The organism is Myxococcaceae bacterium (genome assembly GCA_016000045.1).
In the GTDB taxonomy this organism is placed as follows: domain Bacteria; phylum Myxococcota; class UBA727; order UBA727; family JABDBI01; genus AER2-1.
Window position 1 is genome coordinate 1 of sequence record JAECQY010000006.1, and the last position, 20982, is coordinate 20982.

At 44.7% G+C, this 20982-nt stretch carries 15 protein-coding genes, 2 rRNA genes, 1 other RNA gene and 2 pseudogenes; 13 read left to right on the forward strand and 7 right to left on the reverse strand.

Features of this window, described 5'->3' with window-relative positions; genetic code table 11:
* From I8H75_04125 to I8H75_04150, 6 genes are all read left to right on the forward strand, one after another.
* A 23S ribosomal RNA gene (locus tag I8H75_04125) occupies window positions 1-188 on the forward strand; the annotation flags it as partial.
* Between the two features lie 58 nt (window positions 189-246).
* Window positions 247-363, forward strand: a 5S ribosomal RNA gene (gene rrf / locus I8H75_04130).
* 125 nt (window positions 364-488) lie between these two features.
* Window positions 489-2603: a hypothetical protein gene (locus tag I8H75_04135; protein ID MBH2006515.1), complete on the forward strand. Its 2115-nt coding sequence runs from the start codon at window positions 489-491 to the stop codon at window positions 2601-2603.
* Between the two features lie 44 nt (window positions 2604-2647).
* Window positions 2648-3985: a FliI/YscN family ATPase gene (locus tag I8H75_04140; GenBank protein ID MBH2006516.1), complete on the forward strand. Its 1338-nt coding sequence runs from the start codon at window positions 2648-2650 to the stop codon at window positions 3983-3985.
* Window positions 3985-4479 (forward strand): hypothetical protein, encoded by a 495-nt coding sequence (locus tag I8H75_04145; GenBank protein MBH2006517.1) that lies wholly within the window; start codon window positions 3985-3987, stop codon window positions 4477-4479. The genes I8H75_04140 and I8H75_04145 overlap by 1 nt, the downstream gene beginning before the upstream one ends.
* The gene (locus I8H75_04150) at window positions 4476-5162 is read left to right on the forward strand and encodes a hypothetical protein (GenBank protein MBH2006518.1); all 687 of its coding nucleotides are present in this window, start codon (window positions 4476-4478) and stop codon (window positions 5160-5162) included. The genes I8H75_04145 and I8H75_04150 overlap by 4 nt, the downstream gene beginning before the upstream one ends.
* 50 nt (window positions 5163-5212) lie before the next feature.
* On the opposite strand, the gene rnpB is transcribed toward I8H75_04150, so the two are convergent.
* The 3 genes from rnpB to I8H75_04165 form a co-directional block, all read right to left on the reverse strand.
* Window positions 5213-5594, reverse strand: an RNA gene (rnpB, locus tag I8H75_04155) — RNase P RNA component class A.
* Window positions 5595-5894: 300 nt separating this feature from the next.
* A complete protein-coding gene (locus I8H75_04160; GenBank protein MBH2006519.1) occupies window positions 5895-6638 on the reverse strand; it encodes a hypothetical protein in 744 nt (247 codons plus the stop codon).
* Between the two features lie 2 nt (window positions 6639-6640).
* Window positions 6641-7015 (reverse strand): hypothetical protein, encoded by a 375-nt coding sequence (locus I8H75_04165; GenBank protein ID MBH2006520.1) that lies wholly within the window; start codon window positions 7013-7015, stop codon window positions 6641-6643.
* Between the two features lie 1766 nt (window positions 7016-8781).
* Between I8H75_04165 and rpsB the strand changes: the two genes are divergently transcribed.
* The 4 genes from rpsB to I8H75_04185 are packed head-to-tail and all read left to right on the forward strand — an operon-like array spanning window position 8782 to window position 11907.
* Window positions 8782-9642: a 30S ribosomal protein S2 gene (gene rpsB, locus I8H75_04170; protein ID MBH2006521.1), complete on the forward strand. Its 861-nt coding sequence runs from the start codon at window positions 8782-8784 to the stop codon at window positions 9640-9642.
* Window positions 9642-10481 carry an elongation factor Ts gene (locus tag I8H75_04175; protein ID MBH2006522.1) on the forward strand — a complete coding sequence of 280 codons (840 nt, stop codon included), beginning with the start codon at window positions 9642-9644 and terminating at the stop codon, window positions 10479-10481. Before rpsB ends, I8H75_04175 begins: the two co-directional genes overlap by 1 nt.
* Before the next feature lie 6 nt (window positions 10482-10487).
* A complete protein-coding gene (locus I8H75_04180) occupies window positions 10488-11315 on the forward strand; it encodes a hypothetical protein (protein MBH2006523.1) in 828 nt (275 codons plus the stop codon).
* Window positions 11296-11907, forward strand: coding sequence for a hypothetical protein (locus tag I8H75_04185; protein ID MBH2006524.1), 612 nt, complete (start codon window positions 11296-11298; stop codon window positions 11905-11907). The genes I8H75_04180 and I8H75_04185 overlap by 20 nt, the downstream gene beginning before the upstream one ends.
* A 12-nt stretch (window positions 11908-11919) precedes the next feature.
* On the opposite strand, the gene I8H75_04190 is transcribed toward I8H75_04185, so the two are convergent.
* Window positions 11920-12657 (reverse strand): hypothetical protein, encoded by a 738-nt coding sequence (locus I8H75_04190; protein ID MBH2006525.1) that lies wholly within the window; start codon window positions 12655-12657, stop codon window positions 11920-11922.
* 96 nt (window positions 12658-12753) lie between these two features.
* A pseudogene (locus tag I8H75_04195) lies at window positions 12754-13692 on the reverse strand (IS481 family transposase).
* A gap of 401 nt (window positions 13693-14093) precedes the next feature.
* Here I8H75_04195 and I8H75_04200 point away from each other — a divergent pair.
* Window positions 14094-17459, forward strand: coding sequence for a hypothetical protein (locus tag I8H75_04200; GenBank protein ID MBH2006526.1), 3366 nt, complete (start codon window positions 14094-14096; stop codon window positions 17457-17459).
* 35 nt (window positions 17460-17494) lie between these two features.
* Here the strand turns inward: I8H75_04200 and I8H75_04205 are convergent.
* Window positions 17495-18188, reverse strand: a pseudogene (locus tag I8H75_04205) (transposase).
* 194 nt (window positions 18189-18382) lie between these two features.
* Here I8H75_04205 and I8H75_04210 point away from each other — a divergent pair.
* Window positions 18383-19330: a methionyl-tRNA formyltransferase gene (locus tag I8H75_04210; protein MBH2006527.1), complete on the forward strand. Its 948-nt coding sequence runs from the start codon at window positions 18383-18385 to the stop codon at window positions 19328-19330.
* Here I8H75_04210 and I8H75_04215 read toward each other — a convergent pair.
* The gene (locus I8H75_04215) at window positions 19308-20438 is read right to left on the reverse strand and encodes an anthranilate synthase component I family protein (protein ID MBH2006528.1); all 1131 of its coding nucleotides are present in this window, start codon (window positions 20436-20438) and stop codon (window positions 19308-19310) included. The two genes, I8H75_04210 and I8H75_04215, sit on opposite strands and share 23 nt — an antisense overlap.
* A 20-nt stretch (window positions 20439-20458) precedes the next feature.
* Between I8H75_04215 and I8H75_04220 the strand changes: the two genes are divergently transcribed.
* Complete coding sequence (locus I8H75_04220) at window positions 20459-20926, forward strand: universal stress protein (GenBank protein MBH2006529.1); 468 nt, start codon at window positions 20459-20461, stop codon at window positions 20924-20926.
* Window positions 20927-20982: the final 56 nt, after the last annotated feature.

Here is a 20982-nt window from a genome sequence, read left to right on the forward strand (position 1 = left end):
CCGGGTAGCTATGTTCGGAAGGGATAACCGCTGAAAGCATCTAAGCGGGAAGCCTTTCCCAAGATTAGATTTCACAGGTCTTGAGACCTCTAAAGACTCCTTGTAGACTACAAGGTTGATAGGCGGGAAGTTGAAGTGCAGTAATGTATGAAGCAGACCCGTACTAATAAGTCGTGAGGCTTAGCATCTCCAGAATTATAAGGTCAAGGTTGTTGTGTCATAAGACCAATCGAAGTTTGCAAAGTTTTCGGTGATTATAGCGACAGAGTCACACCCGATCCCATCTCGAACTCGGAAGTTAAGCCTGCCTGCGCCGATGGTACTGCACGGGAAACCGTGTGGGAGAGTAGGTCGTTGCCGAAATTATTTTCCTGAGCCCTCATAGAAATATGAGGGCTTTTTTTTATGTCTAAATTTTAAAATTATTAAATTGCATTCTTTTTATTTTTGACTAACAAAAATCAAATGGAAGGTGAGAATATTTAAATATGAAATTAGTTGTAATGCTTTTTAGGCAGATGACGAGCGTATTATTTGTTTCAGCTGCAATGGCTTGTGAGAATGATTTATCTAAAACTAGTTGTCAAAGTGGCGCACAGAATGCTGTTTCTGGTGGAGATATTATACAGATACAAATTAATCATCGAGTCAGCGACGCTCCGTTGTTCAATGTTTTAAAATCTTTAAGGTCGCCTAACTTACTGGAAGATCACGAAGCGATTCAGAGACCCGAAGAAGAGATCATTTTTAATTTATTCAAAAGTGGAACTCATTTGATTGCCATGGATGGACCACAAGGAGTTGGCAAAACTTATGTGGCAGAATCGATTTGGAAAACATGGTACTCTTTCAAAGGTTATCTTGCTATTTGGGTCAACGCAAAAGATGAAAGATCCTTGCTCGCTTCCTATGCTCGTTGGGCTGATTTATCAGGGGTATCCTACAACTCTGCCGATCCAGCCGATCTGAAAGACAGCGTGATCGATGTTCTCAAAAACACAGAAAATACTTTATTTATTTTTGATCATGTTGAAAATCGGACTTTGGTCGAAGACTATACCTACGGTCTTTCTCACGCGGTTTACATTCTGCTGACGACTCGGCATCGAAACTATTTCGGCTCGAAATTTAAAATTTTTACGCTCGATTGCTTTAGTTATAGTCAGGCAGAAAAATATATTAGCATTAATCTTCCCTGGTTTCAAAAGCACGAAATCGATCACCTGATAGAAGGTGTTGGGACCTTCCCCATCGTTCTGTCTTGGTCTATTGGATACCTAAGAAACAACAAGCTCTCGGGTCTAGCCGGGTTATTGCAAAAAATTGAAATGGCTCATGTGATCCATCAGCCCCTGGATCCTGTCTTTGTTGCTGTTATTATGAATTTAAAAAAGCATTCCCTGAGAGCCTGGGAGCTTTTGAAGCATGCTGTGTTATTGGATGTAAATTTTGTGCCTGTGGATACCTTAAAACAGGCTCTATCGGTTGAATCAGAAGGTTTGGATCGGAAATTCAATGTTTTGGAAAGTCTATCTTTAGCTCAAGCTCTTCGAAATCCTTCAGGCGATTGGGGCATACGTATCCATAAGTTGGCACAAGAACAAGCTTTCAGTTACGGGCGAATATTTTCAGAGGATAGCCCGGAACGCTATCGTGATAAATTGGTTTGCTTGATAGAAAAATTTTTACCGGAACCATCGCTGAAAACAGATCTAGAAGCCGTTAAACTTCATTTTTCTTCTGCGGAACAACTTTTGTCAGCCTCCATTGAGCAGTCTCTATGCAGTGCTCATTTGCTTCGTAAATTTGCTTGGTATACTCTGTATGTGTATTCAAAATATGAAAAAGCAAATGAACTCTATAAAAAAGCATTTGAAATTCTTCAGTATTACCCGGAAGGTGTTTCTTATTCGATGAAGATGTTTGAGAATAATTACAGAAACTACTTGTCGCATCCTTCATGGGATCAAGCCAATAAAAATGACCAGGATGATGAGATCTTGTTGGCCTGTTGTTTGCTGGAGCATTTTGGGTATTCTGCTTATCAGCGTTCTTTAGATATCTTTGCCTCTACCCTAGAAGGGCATCCTGGAGAGCTCGAAATGATTCAAACACTTCTTCAGGTGGTTCAAGAAGAAATACGAACGAACATGAAAACCAAATATGGGCTTGTCTTGGCTGCTCTGTTGCTAGACAGAGATCGAATCACTCGATTGGAGCTGCTGAATGAATTGAGATGGAATGATTTAATGCGCCAAGCAGAGCCCTATATTAAGCAAGCAATTTTCAGTAATGATTGGATTTTCAGTGAAGTCACGTGCTTTTTTAGTCAAATGAGTCATCTAAGGACTTTGGCCCGTGTATCTTCGCCTTACGGATGTCGGCAATCTTGTGCTCTCAAATTTAAAAAATCAGTTTATGATGAGATTCAATGGAATTTTCATGAAGAAAAAGTTTCCACAATCTTAAAACCTGAAGAGATTGTCTTCCAGGCTGATGAAAAGCCGAAGTTAGAAGTTTCATCGGACCTGTCCTTTGAATTTCGGATGGCTCCCATCGCATTGATCGTCTCGATTCCCAGTCTGATTCCTCTGATACTTTGAGTTCCGTGAAGAGAAGAGCTCTCGTTGTGTGTTATGACTTCTAAATGCATCATCTTGAGCAGATTCTAGAGCAGATACGCCTCATTCAGCCGTTTCGAATGCGTGGAAAAGTGCTCGAATCGACCCAGTTGATGATCAAAGCCTCCGTGCCCAACTCTCGCGTTGGAGATCTTTGCTATGTGACCACCCAAAATGAAGAAGCTCCGCTCATCAGAACCGAAGTAGTCGGTTTTCAGGAAGGCATCGTGTATCTGATGCCATTGGGAGATTTGGAAGGAATTGGCCCGGATTCAGAGGTGATTCCGACGGGCAAGCCGTTTTCGATCAAGTGTGGTTATGGTCTTCTGGGACGTGTCTTGAATGGACTTGGCGAGTCTATGGACGATGGCGTACCCATTTCTCAGCTCGAAGATCTGGTGGATTGGTCGGTACATCGAGAAAGCCCCAATCCTTACACACGTCAGCCCATTGATAAGCCCATTTCCATGGGCATTCGAGCCATTGACGGATTGTTAACCGTTGGTCGTGGTCAGCGCATAGGACTCTTTGCGGGCTCTGGAGTGGGCAAGTCCACTTTGATGGGGCAAATGGCTCGGAATACAGAAGCTGAAATTGTTGTAGCCTGTTTGGTGGGAGAACGTGGGCGTGAAGTGCTGGACTTTATCCATGAATCCTTAGGAGAAGAGGGCTTAAAACGAACGGTCTTAATTGCGGCCGCTTCGGATACTCCTCCTTTGGTACGCCTCAAGAGCTGCTATGTCGCAACTGCAATCGCAGAATGGTTTCGAGAACAGGGGAAAGATGTCCTGTTCATGATGGACAGCGCAACGCGTTTTGCTCGTGCCCAGCGCGAAATCGGCCTTGCTTTGGGAGAGCCGCCAGCTCGACAAGGTTTTCCTCCGAGCGTGTTTGCCCTTATTCCGCGTCTGATGGAGCGTATGGGCAATAACGATAAAGGTTCCGTGACGGCCATCTACACCGTCTTGGTTCAAGCTGGAGATATGGAAGAGCCCATTGCAGACGAAGTTCGTGGCATTCTAGATGGGCACATCGTGCTCAACCGAGCTCTTGGGGAGCGTAATCATTGGCCCGCAATTGACATTCTACCTTCTTTAAGCCGTGTCATGATGAATATTACAGGCTCTGAACACCAAAAAGCGGCAAACTATTTACGTGAGACCATGGCCAATTATGAAAAAAATCGCGATTTGATTCTTCTTGGAGCTTATAACTATGGAACGGATCCTAAAGTAGACTACGCGATCGATAAAAACGATGCGGTCGAAAGATTTCTCAAACAAAACATGCATGAAAATAGCCCATTCGAGACGACCGTCTCGCAATTGCAAGAGCTTTTCTCGGATGCTGGAGATCTGGCGTAATGCAGTATCCGCTTCAGGCTTTGTTTGAGATTCGAGGGAGGGCCAAACAAGAAGCAGAAGACGCGTATGCTCGAGAAAAGCAGCGATTGGATCAGGAACAGAATCAGCTCAAAAAGATGCAGGAGAAGCTGAAATGCATGCAAGCTTATCGTCATCAAAAGCAAGCGGAATATTTTGAAGCGATGTCTACCGTCTCCACACGTATTGAAACCATTCAAATGGCTGAGCGGCATCTGCAAAAGCTTTTAGAAGAAGAAAAAATCTTTCAAATCAAGATGACCGAACAAGAGCAAATCGTTTATGAGAGCGAGCAAAAGCGGGTCCAAGCTTTGAAGCGCATGATGAAAGCGACAGAAGAATACAACGTTTTGGAAAAACACCAGGAAAAATGGGCTGCGAAGCAAAAGAAAGAGGCTGAATTACGCGAAGAGGCAGTGGCTGATGAGATGACAGAATTCCGTTATGCGGCCCGAGTGAAGGAATCAATGATATGACGGATCGCGTTGATCGGAACCTAAGCCATGATAGCATTGAGCGAGGTATGCGCATTCGAGCGCGTGAGCAGCAACGTCAACAGGTGAAACAGGAGTTCCAGGACAAACTCGCCACTGCAGGGCAAGAGAAACAAGATCTGCTTTCCGCGGATCAGGTAAGCGAATCGCTTCCTCCTAAAAAGCTCGAGTCCGAAAAGACGCAGCCAACTCAGCGACAGAAATCAAGCCAAGGTGGGAAAGAACAAAAGCAGGTTCAGAAAAAGAATCAGGATCTTGCTTTGGATAGAGCAATACAGAAAAAAGACCAACAGCAGGAAGACAACGCTGAATTGGGTGGGTCCGCGAGCGGTTTCTTTCAGCAAGCGGTGTCGATGGGCATAGCCGCGAAACAGGCGGAGCTTGTTTCTCAAACTCCAGCTCACATTCCCGATGAAGTGATCGCTGAGCTTGCCGAACGGGTCTATGCAGGAGTGGATGTTTCTGGAAGCTCGATCTTTGTGATCGAATTAAAATCCAGTGTGCTCGGTGGAGGAAAGATTCGAGTCAGCGCTCAGGGTAAAGCCATTCGTTTGCAATGGGATGGCGTCAATGCAGATGCGCGTGGGCGGATACGAGCCTCTGAAGAGTCTTTGAAGAATGGCTTATTGAAACGAGGCCTCGAATTGGTAGAATGCCGTTGCTAATCTAAAGAACCCTTGAGGCTGAGCATCTCGCCAGTCTCAAGGGGTTTGCTCGTCGCAGAAAGCCGTAAGCCGGATTCTGTCGGTAGGCCCAATTGCTCGGATCCTACGGATGGCCATTCGTCTAGGGATGTCGTTGCCAACATCCTCAAGCGGTCTCATTAGAAACCCAGCCTGCGAGCCACAGGACGACGGGTCTCACCTTGACCTTTCACCCGGTGGGGTTTGCCGTGCCAAACTTGTCTCCAAGTCTGCGGTGCGCTCTTACCGCCCCATTTCACCCTTACCTTCAAAAACCGTAGCTTTCCAAGGCGGTTTATTTTCTGTGGCACTTTCCTTCAAGTTACCTTGACCGGTCGTTAACCGGCACCGTTGCTCTCAGGTGCCCGGACTTTCCTCTCGTTTAAAAAAACCAGCGTCCATCTGTCTTTCTTCGGCGAACCCGGACTGTATGTTCGCTTTAGCGCTGAAATGCAAGGGCATCTTTAATTGTTTTTGTACCTTTTTCCTAAAGTAAGGCCTCAAGAGGTTTCTATTCGTAGCTTGATTATGGCATTTAAACGCTTACAGAGAGTAGATCCGAAACAGAGCTGTTTCGGTACGTTGGTAGTGCCATAGCGATGAAGCAGGAAGGAGCCCAAGCACACATCACAGCGGCCATGAATGAAAATAACCCGAGAAACGGATAAAAGGTAAAGTATTTTCTGGTTGTGGGTGTTGAGATCCCAGAACCTTCTATGGATTTGCTAGAATCCATTTTACATGTTGTGGATTAAAAAAATCAACCCCTATCCCAAAGTTAATTTGGCTTGGATCAATAGTCCTATAGACATCTGGATTGATGCTTTCCAATGCTCTAAAAGCAACGGTACAACAATTATGTGTAACAGCATTATACCCGTTACTTATTTCAATATCCATAATGCTTGAAACTTTTGCCCATTTAAAATATATTACCTCTCGAGGTGTGCTTACTTCGTACCTTTCGAAATCTTTTACTGTTACATCGCGTTCATCAAACGCGACTTGGCAAGAGATGATTTCCTTTTTGTAATCATCATTCCGAAAAATATTTTCAGGGTACGCCGCTGCTCCTGGGGCTGTATTTAAGCCTGTGAAGCCAAGAGATTCTATGTATTTCAACCTAAGAAGCCTTTTGCCTGCAACTATGGTCTCTTCTAGCTTAACCGCGTGAACAAGAAAGCAATGTCTCAGAGTGTAGTGGCAACCATCGATGACGCTAGCATATGGCAAGAAAGAATATTTGTCTTGTCTGTATGCTTCAAAAGAAGCGCTGCATTCTTCTTGTGCATTCTCAACAATTGTTCTTTTATTAAGTGTATTCTTACCTGCCAAATCTGCAAGATCTCTGGTGCACAGATAAATTCCCGAGATACCTTCTGTCACAGGTGAAAACTCGACGCCAGATAGACGCGTGCCAGGCAAGGAAGTTAATAAAAATAAAATAAATTTTTTCATATCTATATTTCGCATAGAGAGAGAGATCTAATTAATTTTTTATCCTTGTTAAGCCAAATGCCAAAGCCTTTTCCACTAATCCCATTTTCACACGTTGCATGAAACCACCCGGATTCTTTAGCACCATCATATAATGCAAGCACCTTTTGTAAGACATCGCTATTCCCAGGAGTTTCTACTTGCACGTCAGCGCCATTTTTAACAATCTTTCCCCCATGTTTTGCGATATTGGCTACAAGCTTATCAGCTGCTTGTGCATAGAACAACAAATAACCATTTATACGGATGATATCAGGTTCCTCTATTCGATCTGCCTTAGCATGCTTAAGCTCGAGTAGAGCCGTTAGAAAGAAAAAAAACAAAAACAACCTAGGCATAAGTGCCTCCTTTCTCTAAAATACAATCTCCACATGAATTCCATTTGTTTCAGACTTATGGTTCTTTGTCAACTTAATATCGAAACATGCTTATAACGCGAATCAGTTCTATCGCATACGATTTTGATATCTAAAAAGCCTGCGATGGTTTGTTGAAATATCTGCGACCGTTTGCTCTTTCGATAGATGACTAAGCTCCCAGAACGTTTGAGGGCTAGCTAAAGGGTACCACAGTTTTCGAAAATCAGCAACTCTAGTGAAAAATAAATTTTAGCTTCTTAATGTGTATCGAAGATCGATAAAAAAGAATTAAGCTGCAATTTGATGGACTCGTATCGAATCAAAAAATCAATCGAATTAGTTGCCATTCAAGCAAGTGCTAGCTAAAACTTGTCGAGATCTCGATATTATTTTGGTGATTCGCGATACTGAGCTTATCGCGGCTAGGTATTCGGAGTTTTTGATCGCTTAAAGGAGAGCAAGTTAATAGGCAGGAGGAATGGTACGTCAAGCCTGTAAGCAGCGATTTGCCAGGCCCCAGAACCAGACAGGAGCAGTTTCAATCTTGCTCCTGAAAGCCATTGCTCCATGAGGTTGGAAGAAGCCTGAAAAAGTAGTGATGGGATATTACGAGAAGCGTTGATTAATTGAAGAATTTCACCGAAGCTGAAAAAGCTGTCAGATAGAGGAAAGATCGCTTCAAAGTCTTGATGGATTAGAGCAGTTGTATGCAATTAGCGGTCCGCTTGCTGCAACTCAGATGTTTTCCGGGGTCAAACTCCAAGGCAATTGCATGGAACTTGAAAAAATGGCAAGTGATGGAAAAGCAACAGGAGAATGAACGGCCCCCTAGATCCCCCCAATGGAGATTGGCTGCTGTTGTGTCGATACTTGGGTAGGATTTTCAAATTAGCTTTTCTCATATTAGCTTTTCTCATAAAACTCGATAGCTCTTCGCAGACTCCTTGGCTCGCTGAAAGCTTTTGTCGGATAGATCCGAAAATTGATCAAGTCAGAAATGTCAGTAGCATCAATAGGCGCAGGTTGCTGCACAAATGATGTATCGAACCTGAAAATAGGCCACCGCTTCTTCCGCTCAATCCGCGATCTCAAAGGCAGCAAGATTATTTTTAACGCTTTAGTGGAGTATAACGAGCTTCGGTCCCATCAGGGCCAAACACCTTTTGAAACGCATAGGATGTCTCCACGCTTAGTGCCCTCCAAACTTTCTCCGATTGAATACCCGGACTCCTTTGTTGTTCGGAAAGTCAGAAGCAGTAGGGAAATCAAGTGGCATGGAAAATGGAAAATTGTACTATGTCTCAGAGCGATTAGAAGGTGAACCAATCGGTTCTGTTCCAATCGATGACGAAAGAAGCCAGGTCTATTTTTGTTGAATGAAATTAGGCATTTTAGATGATCGACAAAGAAAGCTGATTAGACTATGAAAACTACGCGAGCGTTACCTATGTGTCCGATTGCACACCCTACATCACTATTTCGGTCGTAGGTGCCGGCAAAGGAATATTGGTATCCAAGCAAAGTACTGCTTCTTGTCTTGAGCGTTTACTTCGCAGCCCGTTTAAATGTCTATTTATTTGGGTAGGAGTGGCTGTTTGAAAATCACACCCTCTTTTCAAAAAGTTTCCTGCCTGCTACGGGGAGGTCCAAATACACACATGCCCTGAAACAGTTCAGGTGGTCTTTCGCGAAAAGGCTTTTGGGGGTGTGGAGGCTTTAACCTGGACAAAGGAAATGAAAAGACTATGGCACGAATTGGAATGAGAGAGATGCTGGAGGCCGGAGCTCACTTTGGTCACCAAACCCACCGTTGGAATCCAAAAATGCGAAAATATATTTTCGCACCGAGAAATGGGATTCATATCATTGATCTACAACAAACCGTTGGGTTGTTGAACAAGGCTTACGATTATATCGTTGACACGGTCGGCAATGGCGGAAAAATCTTGTTTGTGGGTACTAAAAAGCAGGCCCAAGAAATCGTTATGCAAGAAGCCGTTCGAGGAGGCCAATACTACGTGAACAACCGCTGGTTAGGGGGGATGTTGACGAATTTTAAGACTGTTAAGCAGTCGGTGGATCGGATGCGTTCGATCGAAGAAATGGCAAAAGATGGTACCTTCGAAAAGCTCCCTAAAAAAGAAGTTTTTGGTCTGACCCGAGAACTGGCGAAATTGGAAAAGAATTTGGCCGGGGTTAAAGAGATGTCGAAGCTTCCCAAGGCTGTCTTTATCATTGACCCAAACCTGGAAAAAATTGCCGTGGACGAAGCTCGTAAATTGGGTATTCCAGTCATTGCGACACTGGATACCAACTGCGATCCCGATCTTATTAACTTCCCCATCCCAGCAAACGACGATTCGATCCGATCCGTCGCACTCTTTGCAGCCGTGATTGCCGATGCTTGTTTGGAAGGTGCCGTTCGTCACGAAGAACTTCTTGCAGCCAAACGCGTCAAAGGCGAAGCGAAAGAAGCTGCACCAGAAGAAGTGATTGAGGATAAGAGATCCAAAAAGAAAGGACCTCAGATCGATATCGTTCCTTCTCTGAAGACCCCCGGAACAGAAGGTGAGAGCTCTGAATTGGCTGTTGAGGAGGGTGTTTGATGCAAGTCACAGCAGAGATGGTAAGAGACCTGCGTGAGAAAACGGGCGCAGGGATGATGGACTGCAAGAAAGCTTTGCTGGAGACAGGAAGCCTGGACGCTGCGGTCACGTATTTGCGCGAAAAGGGTTTGGCTGCCGCGGCTAAAAAAGCAGGCCGTGTGGCTTCCGAAGGACTGGTCGCTGTGATCGTTGAAAAGAACCGAGCAGCGATTGTAGAAGTCAATTGCGAAACGGATTTTGTGGCGAAAAATGGTGATTTTCAGGAATTGGTAGCTGATTTGGCTGCAAAATCTTTCCATCTCAAGGATCTTGTTGTTGAGACGGAATCCATGATTCATGATAAAATCGCGACCATCGGAGAGAAGATAGCAATTCGTCGTTACACTGTTTTAGAAGGCGGCGATCTCTATGGGGCTTACTTGCATGCAGGAGGCTCGATCGGAACTCTGGTGGAGCTGAAGGGGGCAAACGCTTCGCATCAAGATCTCGCAAAAGATTTGGCGATGCACGTAGCTGCTTCAGCACCTTCGTTTTTGGCTCGCACGGATATCGATGCCGAGACTCTGAATGGAGAAAGAAGCATTTTGAGAAATCAAGTTCTTGAACAAGGCAAGCCTGAGAACATGGTAGACCGAATTGTCGACGGGAAAATCGAAAAATACTATTCCGAGGTTTGTTTGCTGGAACAAAAATTTGTGAAAGATCCAGATACGGTGATCTCCAAGCTTTTGAAAGATGCAAACGTTACTTTGTCTCGATTCGTGCGCTATAAAGTGGGCGAGGGTCTTGAAAAAAAATCCGATGATTTTGCACAAGAAGTGGCAAAAATGATAGGATAGAGGGGTATGAACAAAGCCCTTGTTTGCTTGTCCGTGCTCTTGTCTTTGGTTGCCTGCCATTCTCAACAGGAATTGGTGGGCAGCCTCACGGAAAGGGAAGCCAATGAAGTCGTCGTCGTCCTGGACTCTCAACGGATTCAGGCAACGAAGATTTCGGTGGAAGCAAAAGCAGGAAACAAGGCGCCGACCTTTTCGGTTCAAGTAGACTCCAAGCAAGCTTCAGAAGCGCTGCGAATTTTGGTAGACAATCGATTGCCAAAATCTCCCAGTGCAGGTCTCGGTCAGGTGTACCCTTCTGATAGCGGGGGGCTAATCCCTAGTCAAAGCGAAGAAAAAGCAAAATTTCTGAGAGCGACTCAAGGGGAAGTCGAAAATATGCTGATGGTGCTTCCCGGTATCGTGGAAGTCCGAGTGGTGGTGGTGATTCCGGACCCAAATATCGTTCGCGATCTGCATGCTCCAGCCCCTCAGGCCACCGCTTCGGTGGCGATTGTATTTAATCCCATTGATGCAAAAGGCACGCCACCGGCTAAAGCAGAAGAAATAAAGTATTTGGTATCTTCGGCGATTGAAGGACTTGCTCCGAACCGAGTGAGCGTGGTGATGAGTGAAAACGTGCCTTCCACAGCAATGGGGTTTCCAAAGTTAGTCAGAAAGCCTGTGGCCGTTCAGAACGGCTATTTTACGGATTCTAGGCTTCGGGACGATCTCTTGTTATGGCTTTTTGGATTTTTAGCGCTGTCAGGGGTTGCTTTGGGGGTTTTCGGCTTAATTCGAAATCGTTCGCTGCGAGATCAACTTAGCAAGGCACTCAATGCTCACACCGAATCTTGAAAAACAAGAGACGGTTGAACGCGTACAGCAGATTGTCGAAGCACTCAAATCCTCTGCTACGACTGAGGAAGATCGAACGCTTTGGCAGGCATGGCTGAACCAGATCTTAGATTTTCAAAATCACTCTTATTTTCTGGGCATTCACCCTTCTTGGCTTCAATCTTTGGTTTCCCAGGAATCGCCTGCGATCCAAGAAGCGCTTCGTAACCGGCATCCCGTCTTGATGGAAGTGCTCAAGCGAAAACTAAAGCGATTGCCGCAGCAAGAAAATTTGCTTTCATCGGGCCAGCGATGGCTTGTCAGTTATCTGCTTCAAGTCGGTAAAAACCGAACGGCTGAGCTGCTTGCTAAGCAACCGGAGTTGATTCAAAATGCCATCATCGAAGCTCTAACCCTCCATCATCCTTTAGAATCAACCGAGCTGGAATTGGATTTTTTCTTTGAGTTACAATACCCAACGCCCGATGATTTATTTAAAAGTGTTGGGTTCTATGGAAACCATCCGGAACAAGTTGTTGAACTTGCCCAGCGTCTGGAATACGCCCAAGGGCAAAAATTGATTCGATTGCTGAGTCCTAAAAAATCCGGATGACCGAACTCTCGGCTAGGCTGCAGGTCTATGCTTCAGCAGATCAACAGGAGGGCTGGGAGGTGCATGAACAAGCCAGTCAGAACGAATCGGGGAATGCTGTGTTTTTAAACTGGTTTGCGCGTTATCAAAATCTTTGTGAAATTTTGAAAAATCAATGACGTATCCCGTTTGCTCTTGCAGCTCATCAAGGATCCGCATTTGCTCGCGGGCATTGCCTGCTTCTTTCGCTGCGGAATAACGCACGGCAAGTTGTTTGGCGGCAGGCGAATTGTCTTCGTTGGCAATTGTATGCACGGCTTGGTTGAGTCGCTCGGGATTGAGGCTGTTTTGAAAAAAAGTATTTTGGTGCTGATGGTGCCCGTATAGGCGCTTGGCGGCGATAAATGCTGCGCCTCCGTAGAGCCCAGCGACGACCGCTAAGCCAGCTCCACCGCTTAACAAACCAATCCCAGCAATGGCTGCCACGCCTAAGACGTTTTTGACGATTTCTTTGGTGACTTCTGCCTGAGTGCCGTGCGTCCATTCGTCTTGCGTTTGCATCAGTTCAGGAAGCGAGAGAGCTTTGCGAGTCTTACTCCAAGCCTGAGTCGGTTTGTGGATTCCAATTTGGATGGAATGATCTGAAATGGGGATAGATCCCACGGTTGAATGGGTAGAGACACTGGGTTCTGGGTAAGTGTTTGCCTCAAGTCCTTGGAGAGAGTGAGTTGGATGAACTTGGGTCAAAGAGCGGTTCGGATCTCCAGTCATTCTGTTAGTCTAGGGTAATAGTCTATTGGGAATCAATCGAGCATCATTTCTATCAGGAGTGTAGCGGCGTTGACCAGGTTCGAAAACAAGTGAGATGTTTAGTCCCAAATTGTGATGGTTTGGTTGAGTCCTAAATGACTGTGGCAGATTTTGCCATGATTTTAAAATAAATTCGTAGGAGTTAGCCCTTTTAGAGTTTTAAGGCGCTTTGCAAAATGATAGGCATTGAGAAAATCCCTGAGGTGCTGACTAAGTTGCTGATGTGTCTGATAGTGGTACTTTTTCACTGTCGCTTCTTTAATGGTCCGGTTCATCCGTTCTATCTGGCCATTCGTCCATGGATGGTTCACTTGTGTCAGACGATGCTCATGCCTTCTTGCTAGCAAATCCGATAAAAAATAGGCGTCAGCGCCCATTGCTGATCTCGGCGGTTCGTAAACTGAGCACCATTGTCTGTTAAAATGGTATGGATTTTATAGGGAACAACCTGAGGCGCTTAAGAAACTCGGCAGCTTCTATTCTTCCATACTTTTCTAAGAGTTCAGCGTAGGCGAACTTCGAGGTTCTATCAAACGCTACGAACCTATAAAGTTTACCTTCTTCTGTATACACCTCTGCAATATCGATATGAAAATAGCCAATGGGATAATTTTTGAATTTCTCCTTCTTGTTTGGCTGCTCGACAGTGCTGGGCAGTGGACTAATCCCATGACGCTGCAAACATCGATGAAGAGACGAACGAGTCAGTTCTGGGATTGCGGATTGCAGAGCATCAAGGCAGTCATCCAAAGGCAATAGCGTGTGTTTACGGAACGCTACAATGGCAGCTTCTTGTTCTGGACGCAAAACTGTGGATAGACGCTTTTTAGGACCCATCGAAACATCTTCTACAAAATCCCGCTTCTTCCATTTGGCAACCGTCTTAACGTTCAGGCCGTATCGGCTTGCAAGCTCTGTTAGGCTCGTTTGACTATTTTGTATCTCTCGACGCACTGCCTTTGTCGTTCTGGCGCATCCATGAAGTATTTGTCCCATATTATCTCCCAAGTTGCTTTTGGCACATCACAGACACCATTGCAATTTTGGAACAAATATCTATGTCAATCATCGACAATTAAGAAGATAATTGTGCAACTATCGCTAGATTAATTCTTTTCTTCTTTCTTCAACGAAGCTCTCGTGAAAACCATCAAAAGCAATTCCAAAGCATCCTCGAGAAAAGCAAATTGTCTTTACAATTCAAAAGGCGTAGTTTAGTGGTAGGTTCGAAAGCTAGCCAAATCGGATTCCAAGCCAGCTATCTTGAGTGAGATACAGTGTTACTTTGTCCTACGGTCGGTGAGTGATGTTTGAGTGCTCTCAAATCATGACTTTGCTGGGTGAGGCTCGACTTGGAATGTTAGTTTGAAAGCAAACTGAAAAGCCCGGAGGATTTTATGTGGTTTCGTGTAATAAGCTTGGCGTTTGTAATTATCTTCATAGGTGAGTCATTCCTCTTTGCCATGCCACCTAAAGCTGATCTTTCAGGGCAGATTGAGGTGCTCCCGCGCTCTCTTTCCCAAATCATGTTGCATGCTTTCATTCGAGCTGGCAATGAACAAGAAGTTTTAGACTATATCAATCGCCTGGAATGTTATCGATCCGAATTGACTGACCGAGCACGGGCAGAGAGAGGAGTGTACCGTTGCTGCCACGATCTTGAAAGAGGGTGTGTTCTACAAAGGTACGACGAGGAAGGTAATTTTTTTCCCCAAGACACATACGTTTCAACAACTCTATTTTCCAATGAAGAAGATAGCTTTCAGCTAACATCTTTTAGGTACTGGCATGACTGGTCAGAAGTCACAGGATACCCAGCGACTCGTACTTATTTTTATCTTTTGCCGTTTGAAAATATCTTCGAAATTAATCGAGAACGACAGAATGCACTTCATTTGGCCGCAGAGGCCGGCATGGTTGACGTTGTCTTAAGATTGCTAAATCTTGGGCTCCCTATTAACCTGCAAAACGCTGGCGGAGTGACTCCATTGATGGATGTGGCAAAGGGATCAGCTTTGGCAAATGCAGAGCAATTAATTCAATTGTTTATCGAAAGAGGCGCAGATCTAAGAATCCGAGATCTTTCTGGCAGGTGTGCTCGCCATCATGCTTTGGAGAGTCGCTTAAACTTTCCTACAGAAACCTTGGATAAACTTGTTTTTAATCCGTTAGGCAGATCTCCATTTACAGGGGAAACACCGATTGAGCGTTTGCAGCGCGTTGTTTTCAAAACATTTAGACAGATTCAATTAGGAGAGAATAGATGGGGAATGGATTTTTATCGAGAGCAAACACTAACAGGAAACGCCAAGCAAAGCCTGCAGAAGAAATTATTTGATCAAATTAGCTTAATAGGCACAATAGAAATATTGGATAAAATCATGCTTTTAGGCTGTATAAATATACATGCCGGACTAAGCATCATGGCTCAAGCGATGGAAATAATAGGTAGCACTTGTGATGCTCTTTCCAAGGAAACCAAGGGAGGATATCTTGCTGATCTATCTTGGTCGGAGTTAGGGTTTCTGTCTATTATGGGAACACAAAAACGATTCTCAGAGGATATGAAATTACTTTTGCCTGTTGCTCACGATATTTGGATGCGATGCGGTGACCTAGTAGCATTAAAGAAAAAACTCCAGCAAATGATTGATGAATATGATCAATGGGAAGCTAAAAACAATGCAGCACGTTCAGATCTTGCTCTCTCAATATCGCCTGACTTATTAAGATTTCATGCATTCATACGATATTTTTACGATCTGAGTTCATTAGATCGAATCATTGATCTTGCAACTATTGCAGCAAAATTGAACATGTCCTCTCCAAATGATCGTGATATCCTGCTGACAGTTGTTCGGAAGATTGCTGATACATCAAAGTACGAACTATTGGGCGCCAACTTAAGCCCTGCAGTTAAAGCCATGATCCCAGATATGTCCTGGGAACGCCTTCAGAAAGTACGCAATATTCTTAAAGAGGCTGATCAAAAGAGACCGGAAGTTAGAAAGTTGCTTAAAAGTCTTCTACAACAAGGCACAATCGCGAACCTGAGCTTAGACGGTTTGCGGCAGGATATCATACAGCTGAGTATTCAACTACAAAGCGTACGAGAGGTATTAAGAAAGAAGCCTAACGAGGACGCTTATCAGTTTTTTGATAGGATTGTTATAATCTATATGCACGAAGACAGCTCTGAAAATCTCCCGCTTTTTTATCTCAGCGTTGAAGATCAGGAGAAACTCAGTGTATTAATTGATCAAGCATACAAAAATATTGAGAATAATAATTCGTTTATATTTGAAGAAAAAGAATTCATTAAAAGACAATCTAAACAACTGCAGGGAATCAAAAAAAGCATAAAGACACTGGAAGCAAGAAAGCAGGAACTATCTGAGGGAATACAGAAGCGGATCTCAGATTCTGAAGAAAAAGTAGACCAAGAAAAAAAGCGAATTCAGAAAGCCTGCTCTTGTGTGCAAAAAGCACTTCAAAAGAAACGTTCTTTGTCGCCTGGAGATGTAGAAAAAGTCCTGAAGCACTTATCTGATTCTCAAAGCAATGAGTTTCTAGTGACATACGAGCGTGGGTTTCGTTTCAAAAATATTCGAGCTTTTGCAGCCTCTTTAAACAGAGGCGGTGAAGAGAAACCAGAGGATCGAACACCATCTATTAGAGCACATTATCTCATGCTGGCCATGGAAGCATGGAATCGGTTTCTTAAAAAGCTTTTTCCAGATTCCGCCCAACGGACACGGGTGGTAGAAGCCATGCAACGCAATAAGTATTATCTCAACAGTGTTTCCGAGGATTCTAGACACATTGAACACTCATTGAGAAGATATAATTTAGATCTTGAGTATAAAATGGGTCTTCACACAGACATCATTCATTTTAAGATTTTTATGAATCATGCAGGTGCTTTTCCAGATCAAACAATGCGAAACATTATGGAACATATAGACGTGTTGCATGAATCATACGCTGGATACTCTCAAGTTGAATTGTTCAAAACGTTTCAAGGCTATTTAGGAATGGTTGAAGGAGAAAAACAAAGATTAGAAAGCGAATTAGTAGCTTCAGGTGTGACTTTGCCTACACATGATAGTGACAGTGAATATATCCATGTGCCAACTTTTCGAGAGGATGTGATGAAACCACCGCTATTGCTAAAATCTACGCATAAGCCGTTGACTAATAAGCCTAGTAATATCATTTCAATTCCTGGTGACGGAGATTGTTTATTTAACAGCATCCTCGAAGGAATGAGACGATTATCTAGAGAAATTAACATAGAAAATGCAGCCGCTTTACGAAGAATTTTGGCTAACGAAATGCACAACAACATATCGATGTATCGTCATAGCATCGAACTCCAAATTGTTCAAAACATCAGAGATAATGATTTAGCTGGGTATCCTCCTGCACTTACCAGCGAGATGCATGACCTCGAAACTGAGCAAGAAATAACCCAGTTCGGACAAGACACTGTTCCGCGTTATATCCATGCTCTGGGAGAAGGGGAATTATGGGGCGGTGGAATTGAACTCGGTATCATTGCCCGTCTGTACAATCTGCGTATTTTTGTTTATCAACGAGGTGGAACTATTCATATGATCAACGAAGAGGCTGTTGGTGCTGAGTTGATTGAACTGGATTATACGGGCGATCACTATAACCTCATTGCTAACCACATTGCTGTGCCAGCACAAAGGACGGCCATAAGAGTTTCTAAAAGCGTTGTGTTTAGTCCCAAATTGTGATGGTTTGGTTGAGTCCTAGGTGACTGTGGCAGATTTTGCCATGATTTTAAAATAAATTCGTAAGGAGTTAGCCCTTTTAGAGTTTTAAGGCGCTTTGCAAAATGATAGGCATTGAGAAAATCCCTGAGGTGCTGACTAAGTTGCTGATGTGTCTGATAGTGGTACTTTTTCATTGTCGCTTCTTTAAGGGTCCGGTTCATCCGTTCTACCTGGCCATTCGTCCATCGATGGTTCACTTGTGTCAGACGATGCTCAATGCCTTCTTGCTCGCAAATCCGATCAAAAATAGGCGTCAATGCCCATTGCTGATCTCGACGGTTCGTAAACAGAACACCATTGTCTGTTAAAAGGGTATGGATTTTATAGGGAACAACCTGCACAAGGCGCTTAAGAAACTCGGCAGCTTCTATTTTTCCGTACTTTTCTAAGAGTTCAGCGTAGGCGAACTTCGAGGTTCTATCAACCGCTACGAACCTATAAAGTTTACCTTCTTCTGTATGCACTTCCGTAATATCGATATGAAAATAGCCAATGGGATAATTTTTGAATTTCTTTTTCTTATTTGGCTGCTCGACAGTGCTGGGCAGTGGACTAATCCCATGACGCTGCAAACATCGATACGTTCAGAGAGTATCGGCTTGCAACCTCTGCTAGGCTCGTTTGACTATTTTGTATCTCTCGACGCACCGCCTTTGTCGTTCTGGCGCATCCATAAAGTATTTGTCCCATATTGTCTCCCAAGTTGCTTTTGGCACAGCACAGACACTATTACAATTTGGGACTAAACAAACTGATGAGACTATAAGAACTAACGAGTGTTACCTATTGTGCCCGGTTGAACACCTGAAACATCCGACTTTGCGATTGCTCAGGGTTTTCCAACGGGACCTTTTGGAGCGGGCTGATTTCTGTTATGAGTTTGCATGGCTCGAATTATTTTTCTGGGCACCCCAGACTTCGCCGTTCCAAGCTTGCGAGAACTTGATCGATTCTGCCGGAGTCAGCAACACGAGTTGCTGGGTGTTATTTGTCAACCGGACAAGCCTGCGCAGCGTGGACAGGCTTTGCAAGCACCTGCCGTGAAAACGGCTGCGGTGGAGCTTCAATTGCCCGTGTGGCAGCCTTCGAAGATCACATCCGATTTTGTACCATGGTTTCGAGAGCAAAAAATCGATTTGGGCGTTGTGGTGGCTTACGGAAAGATTTTGCCTCAAAGCTTATTGGATTCCGCTTCTCAAGGGTTTGTGAATGTGCACGGCTCTCTTTTGCCAAGATGGCGAGGAGCGGCGCCGATTCAACGAGCGATTGAAGCGGGGGATCGAGAAACAGGGGTGTGCATCATGAAGCTGGTGGCTGAAATGGATGCAGGGGGAATTTACCATACCGTGAAGACACCGATTGGAGAGGCAGAAACAGCGGGTGAGCTGTTTGCTCGATTATCCGAGATGGGGGCATGCGCGTTGATCGATGCGTTGCCAGGTATCTTGGAGGGTCGTCTGAAACCTGTTGAGCAGCCCTTGGAAGGGGTCACGCATGCGGCTAGGCTTCGGAAAGAGGAAAGCGATATCGATTGGTCTAGGCCGGCTGAGGAGCTGGCTCATCGCTGCCGAGCTTTGCTACCCTGGCCGGGTTGCTCAAGTTTCTATGAGGGCAAACGCATCAAGCTCTTTGAGCCTAAGCAGGTACAGGGGCAAGGCAAACCGGGTCAAATTTTGGAAGTTGGCGATGCGCTTGTGATTGCGACGGGTGCTGGTGCCATTGCTTTTTCCGAAGCACAGCTTGACGGCAAACGCCGCATGTCGATTCGAGAGCTTAAAAATGGGTTTCTGCTGGTTCCGGGGAGCTTGTTCAAAACGGATTCGAGCCGGTGAGAAATTCAAACTGCTTAATTTTATGCGCTGTTTCTTGAAATTCGTTTTCAGGCTCGCTGCCCATCACGATCCCAGCTCCAGCGGCAAAGTAGCTGCGTTTTTTGCCCATAAAGAGGCTTCGAATCAAAATATTGAAATCCACTCCCTGCCCGGAAGACACATAGCCAAATGAGCCGGTGTAAGGGCCTCTGGGAACAGATTCGTAACGCTGAATCGCACGCATAACGTTTTCTTTAGGGGCTCCTGTAATGGTTCCACCGGGAAAGAGCGAGTGTAGAATCTCTTGCAGGCAAACTTGTGTTCTCCCGGTGACTTCTGAGACCAGATGATAGACGTGAGGGTAGCGTTCAATGTGAAACGGTTTAGGGACCTCTACGCTGCCAGTTTCGCAAACTCGGGAGAGGTCGTTTCGCATCAAATCGACCAACATGCTATGTTCGGCCATTTCTTTGGGACTCGTCCGAAGTTCTTGTTCTCCCGTTGGGCTAGCCGGCTTTGTGCCTGCGATCGGTTTGGTGCTGATCGTTCTATCTTGAAGCCGAAAAAGCCGTTCTGGGCTGCCAGATACAATCGACCATTCGGGGTGTTGCAAAACGCCCATGTAAGGACTCGGGTTGTGTTTTTTAAGTTCTTCGTAAACCCAGAAAGGATCGAAGCTTCCTGGCTCAATGTCGAACTGTCTTGCAAGATTGACCTGATAGACATCGCCTTGTCGAATCTCTTTTTGAATCGCTTGGATGGCATTGAGATAGTCTTGTTGTTTAAAACGGCTTCTGAGCTTGCTGTTCAAAGACGGTGCTCGAATCTTGCGCGCATAGGAGCTGCCTTGGTCAAAGCGAAAGAAGGCTGCATCTGGAAAATTAAAGTCCGAAGTGTGTGTCGCGAGTCCAAAATATCGAGCGTATTCGTAGCCGATAAATCCTATCCAAGCTGGGAAAAAATCAGAGCTTTGAGGAAGTGTCAGCAAGCGACCTAAATCGGTCGCGGTTCCGACAAGTTGATTATTTAAAAAAATTTTACCGCTTAAAACTTCCAGATAAGCGCTGGGATTTTCGGCATAGATGAAGGAACCATCGAAGTCCAAGAGGGCTTGCATTGTTTGATGCATAGCGCTTAAATGGCGGGTCTATGAAACATGTGTGGATGGTAGGATACGATTTTTCGCAGCACAGCAGCGCGCTTGTACGGATTGCTGCGGGTGAACTTCAGCCGCAATCTGGAAAGTTGGTACTCTTGCATGTGTACCAGGTACCACCCACGCCTCTGTCTTTCAACAGCATGCACATTGAGACCAGTTATCTTCATCAAACGGAGCTTTCAAAATCGATTGAAGAAGAGGCTTCGAAGGGGCTGGAAAAAGTGCTGAAAACCTTGCAGGCTGAGTTTCCATCGTTGGAAATCGTCTTCTTGGTGAAAGCCGGTGATCCTTCGAAAGTGATTCTGGAAAAAGTCGAACAGCTTGGAGTCGATCGACTGATCATTGGAAGTCATAGCCGCACGGGTATTGAACACTTTTTTCTAGGCTCAGTTGCCGAGAAGATCGTCAAACATTCCACGGTATCTGTTTTGGTGGTTAAGCATCGGGACGATTCGTAGTCTCGAAAGTTAAGTGTTTAGAAAATAAGACTAATTTAAAACATTTGACAAATGGT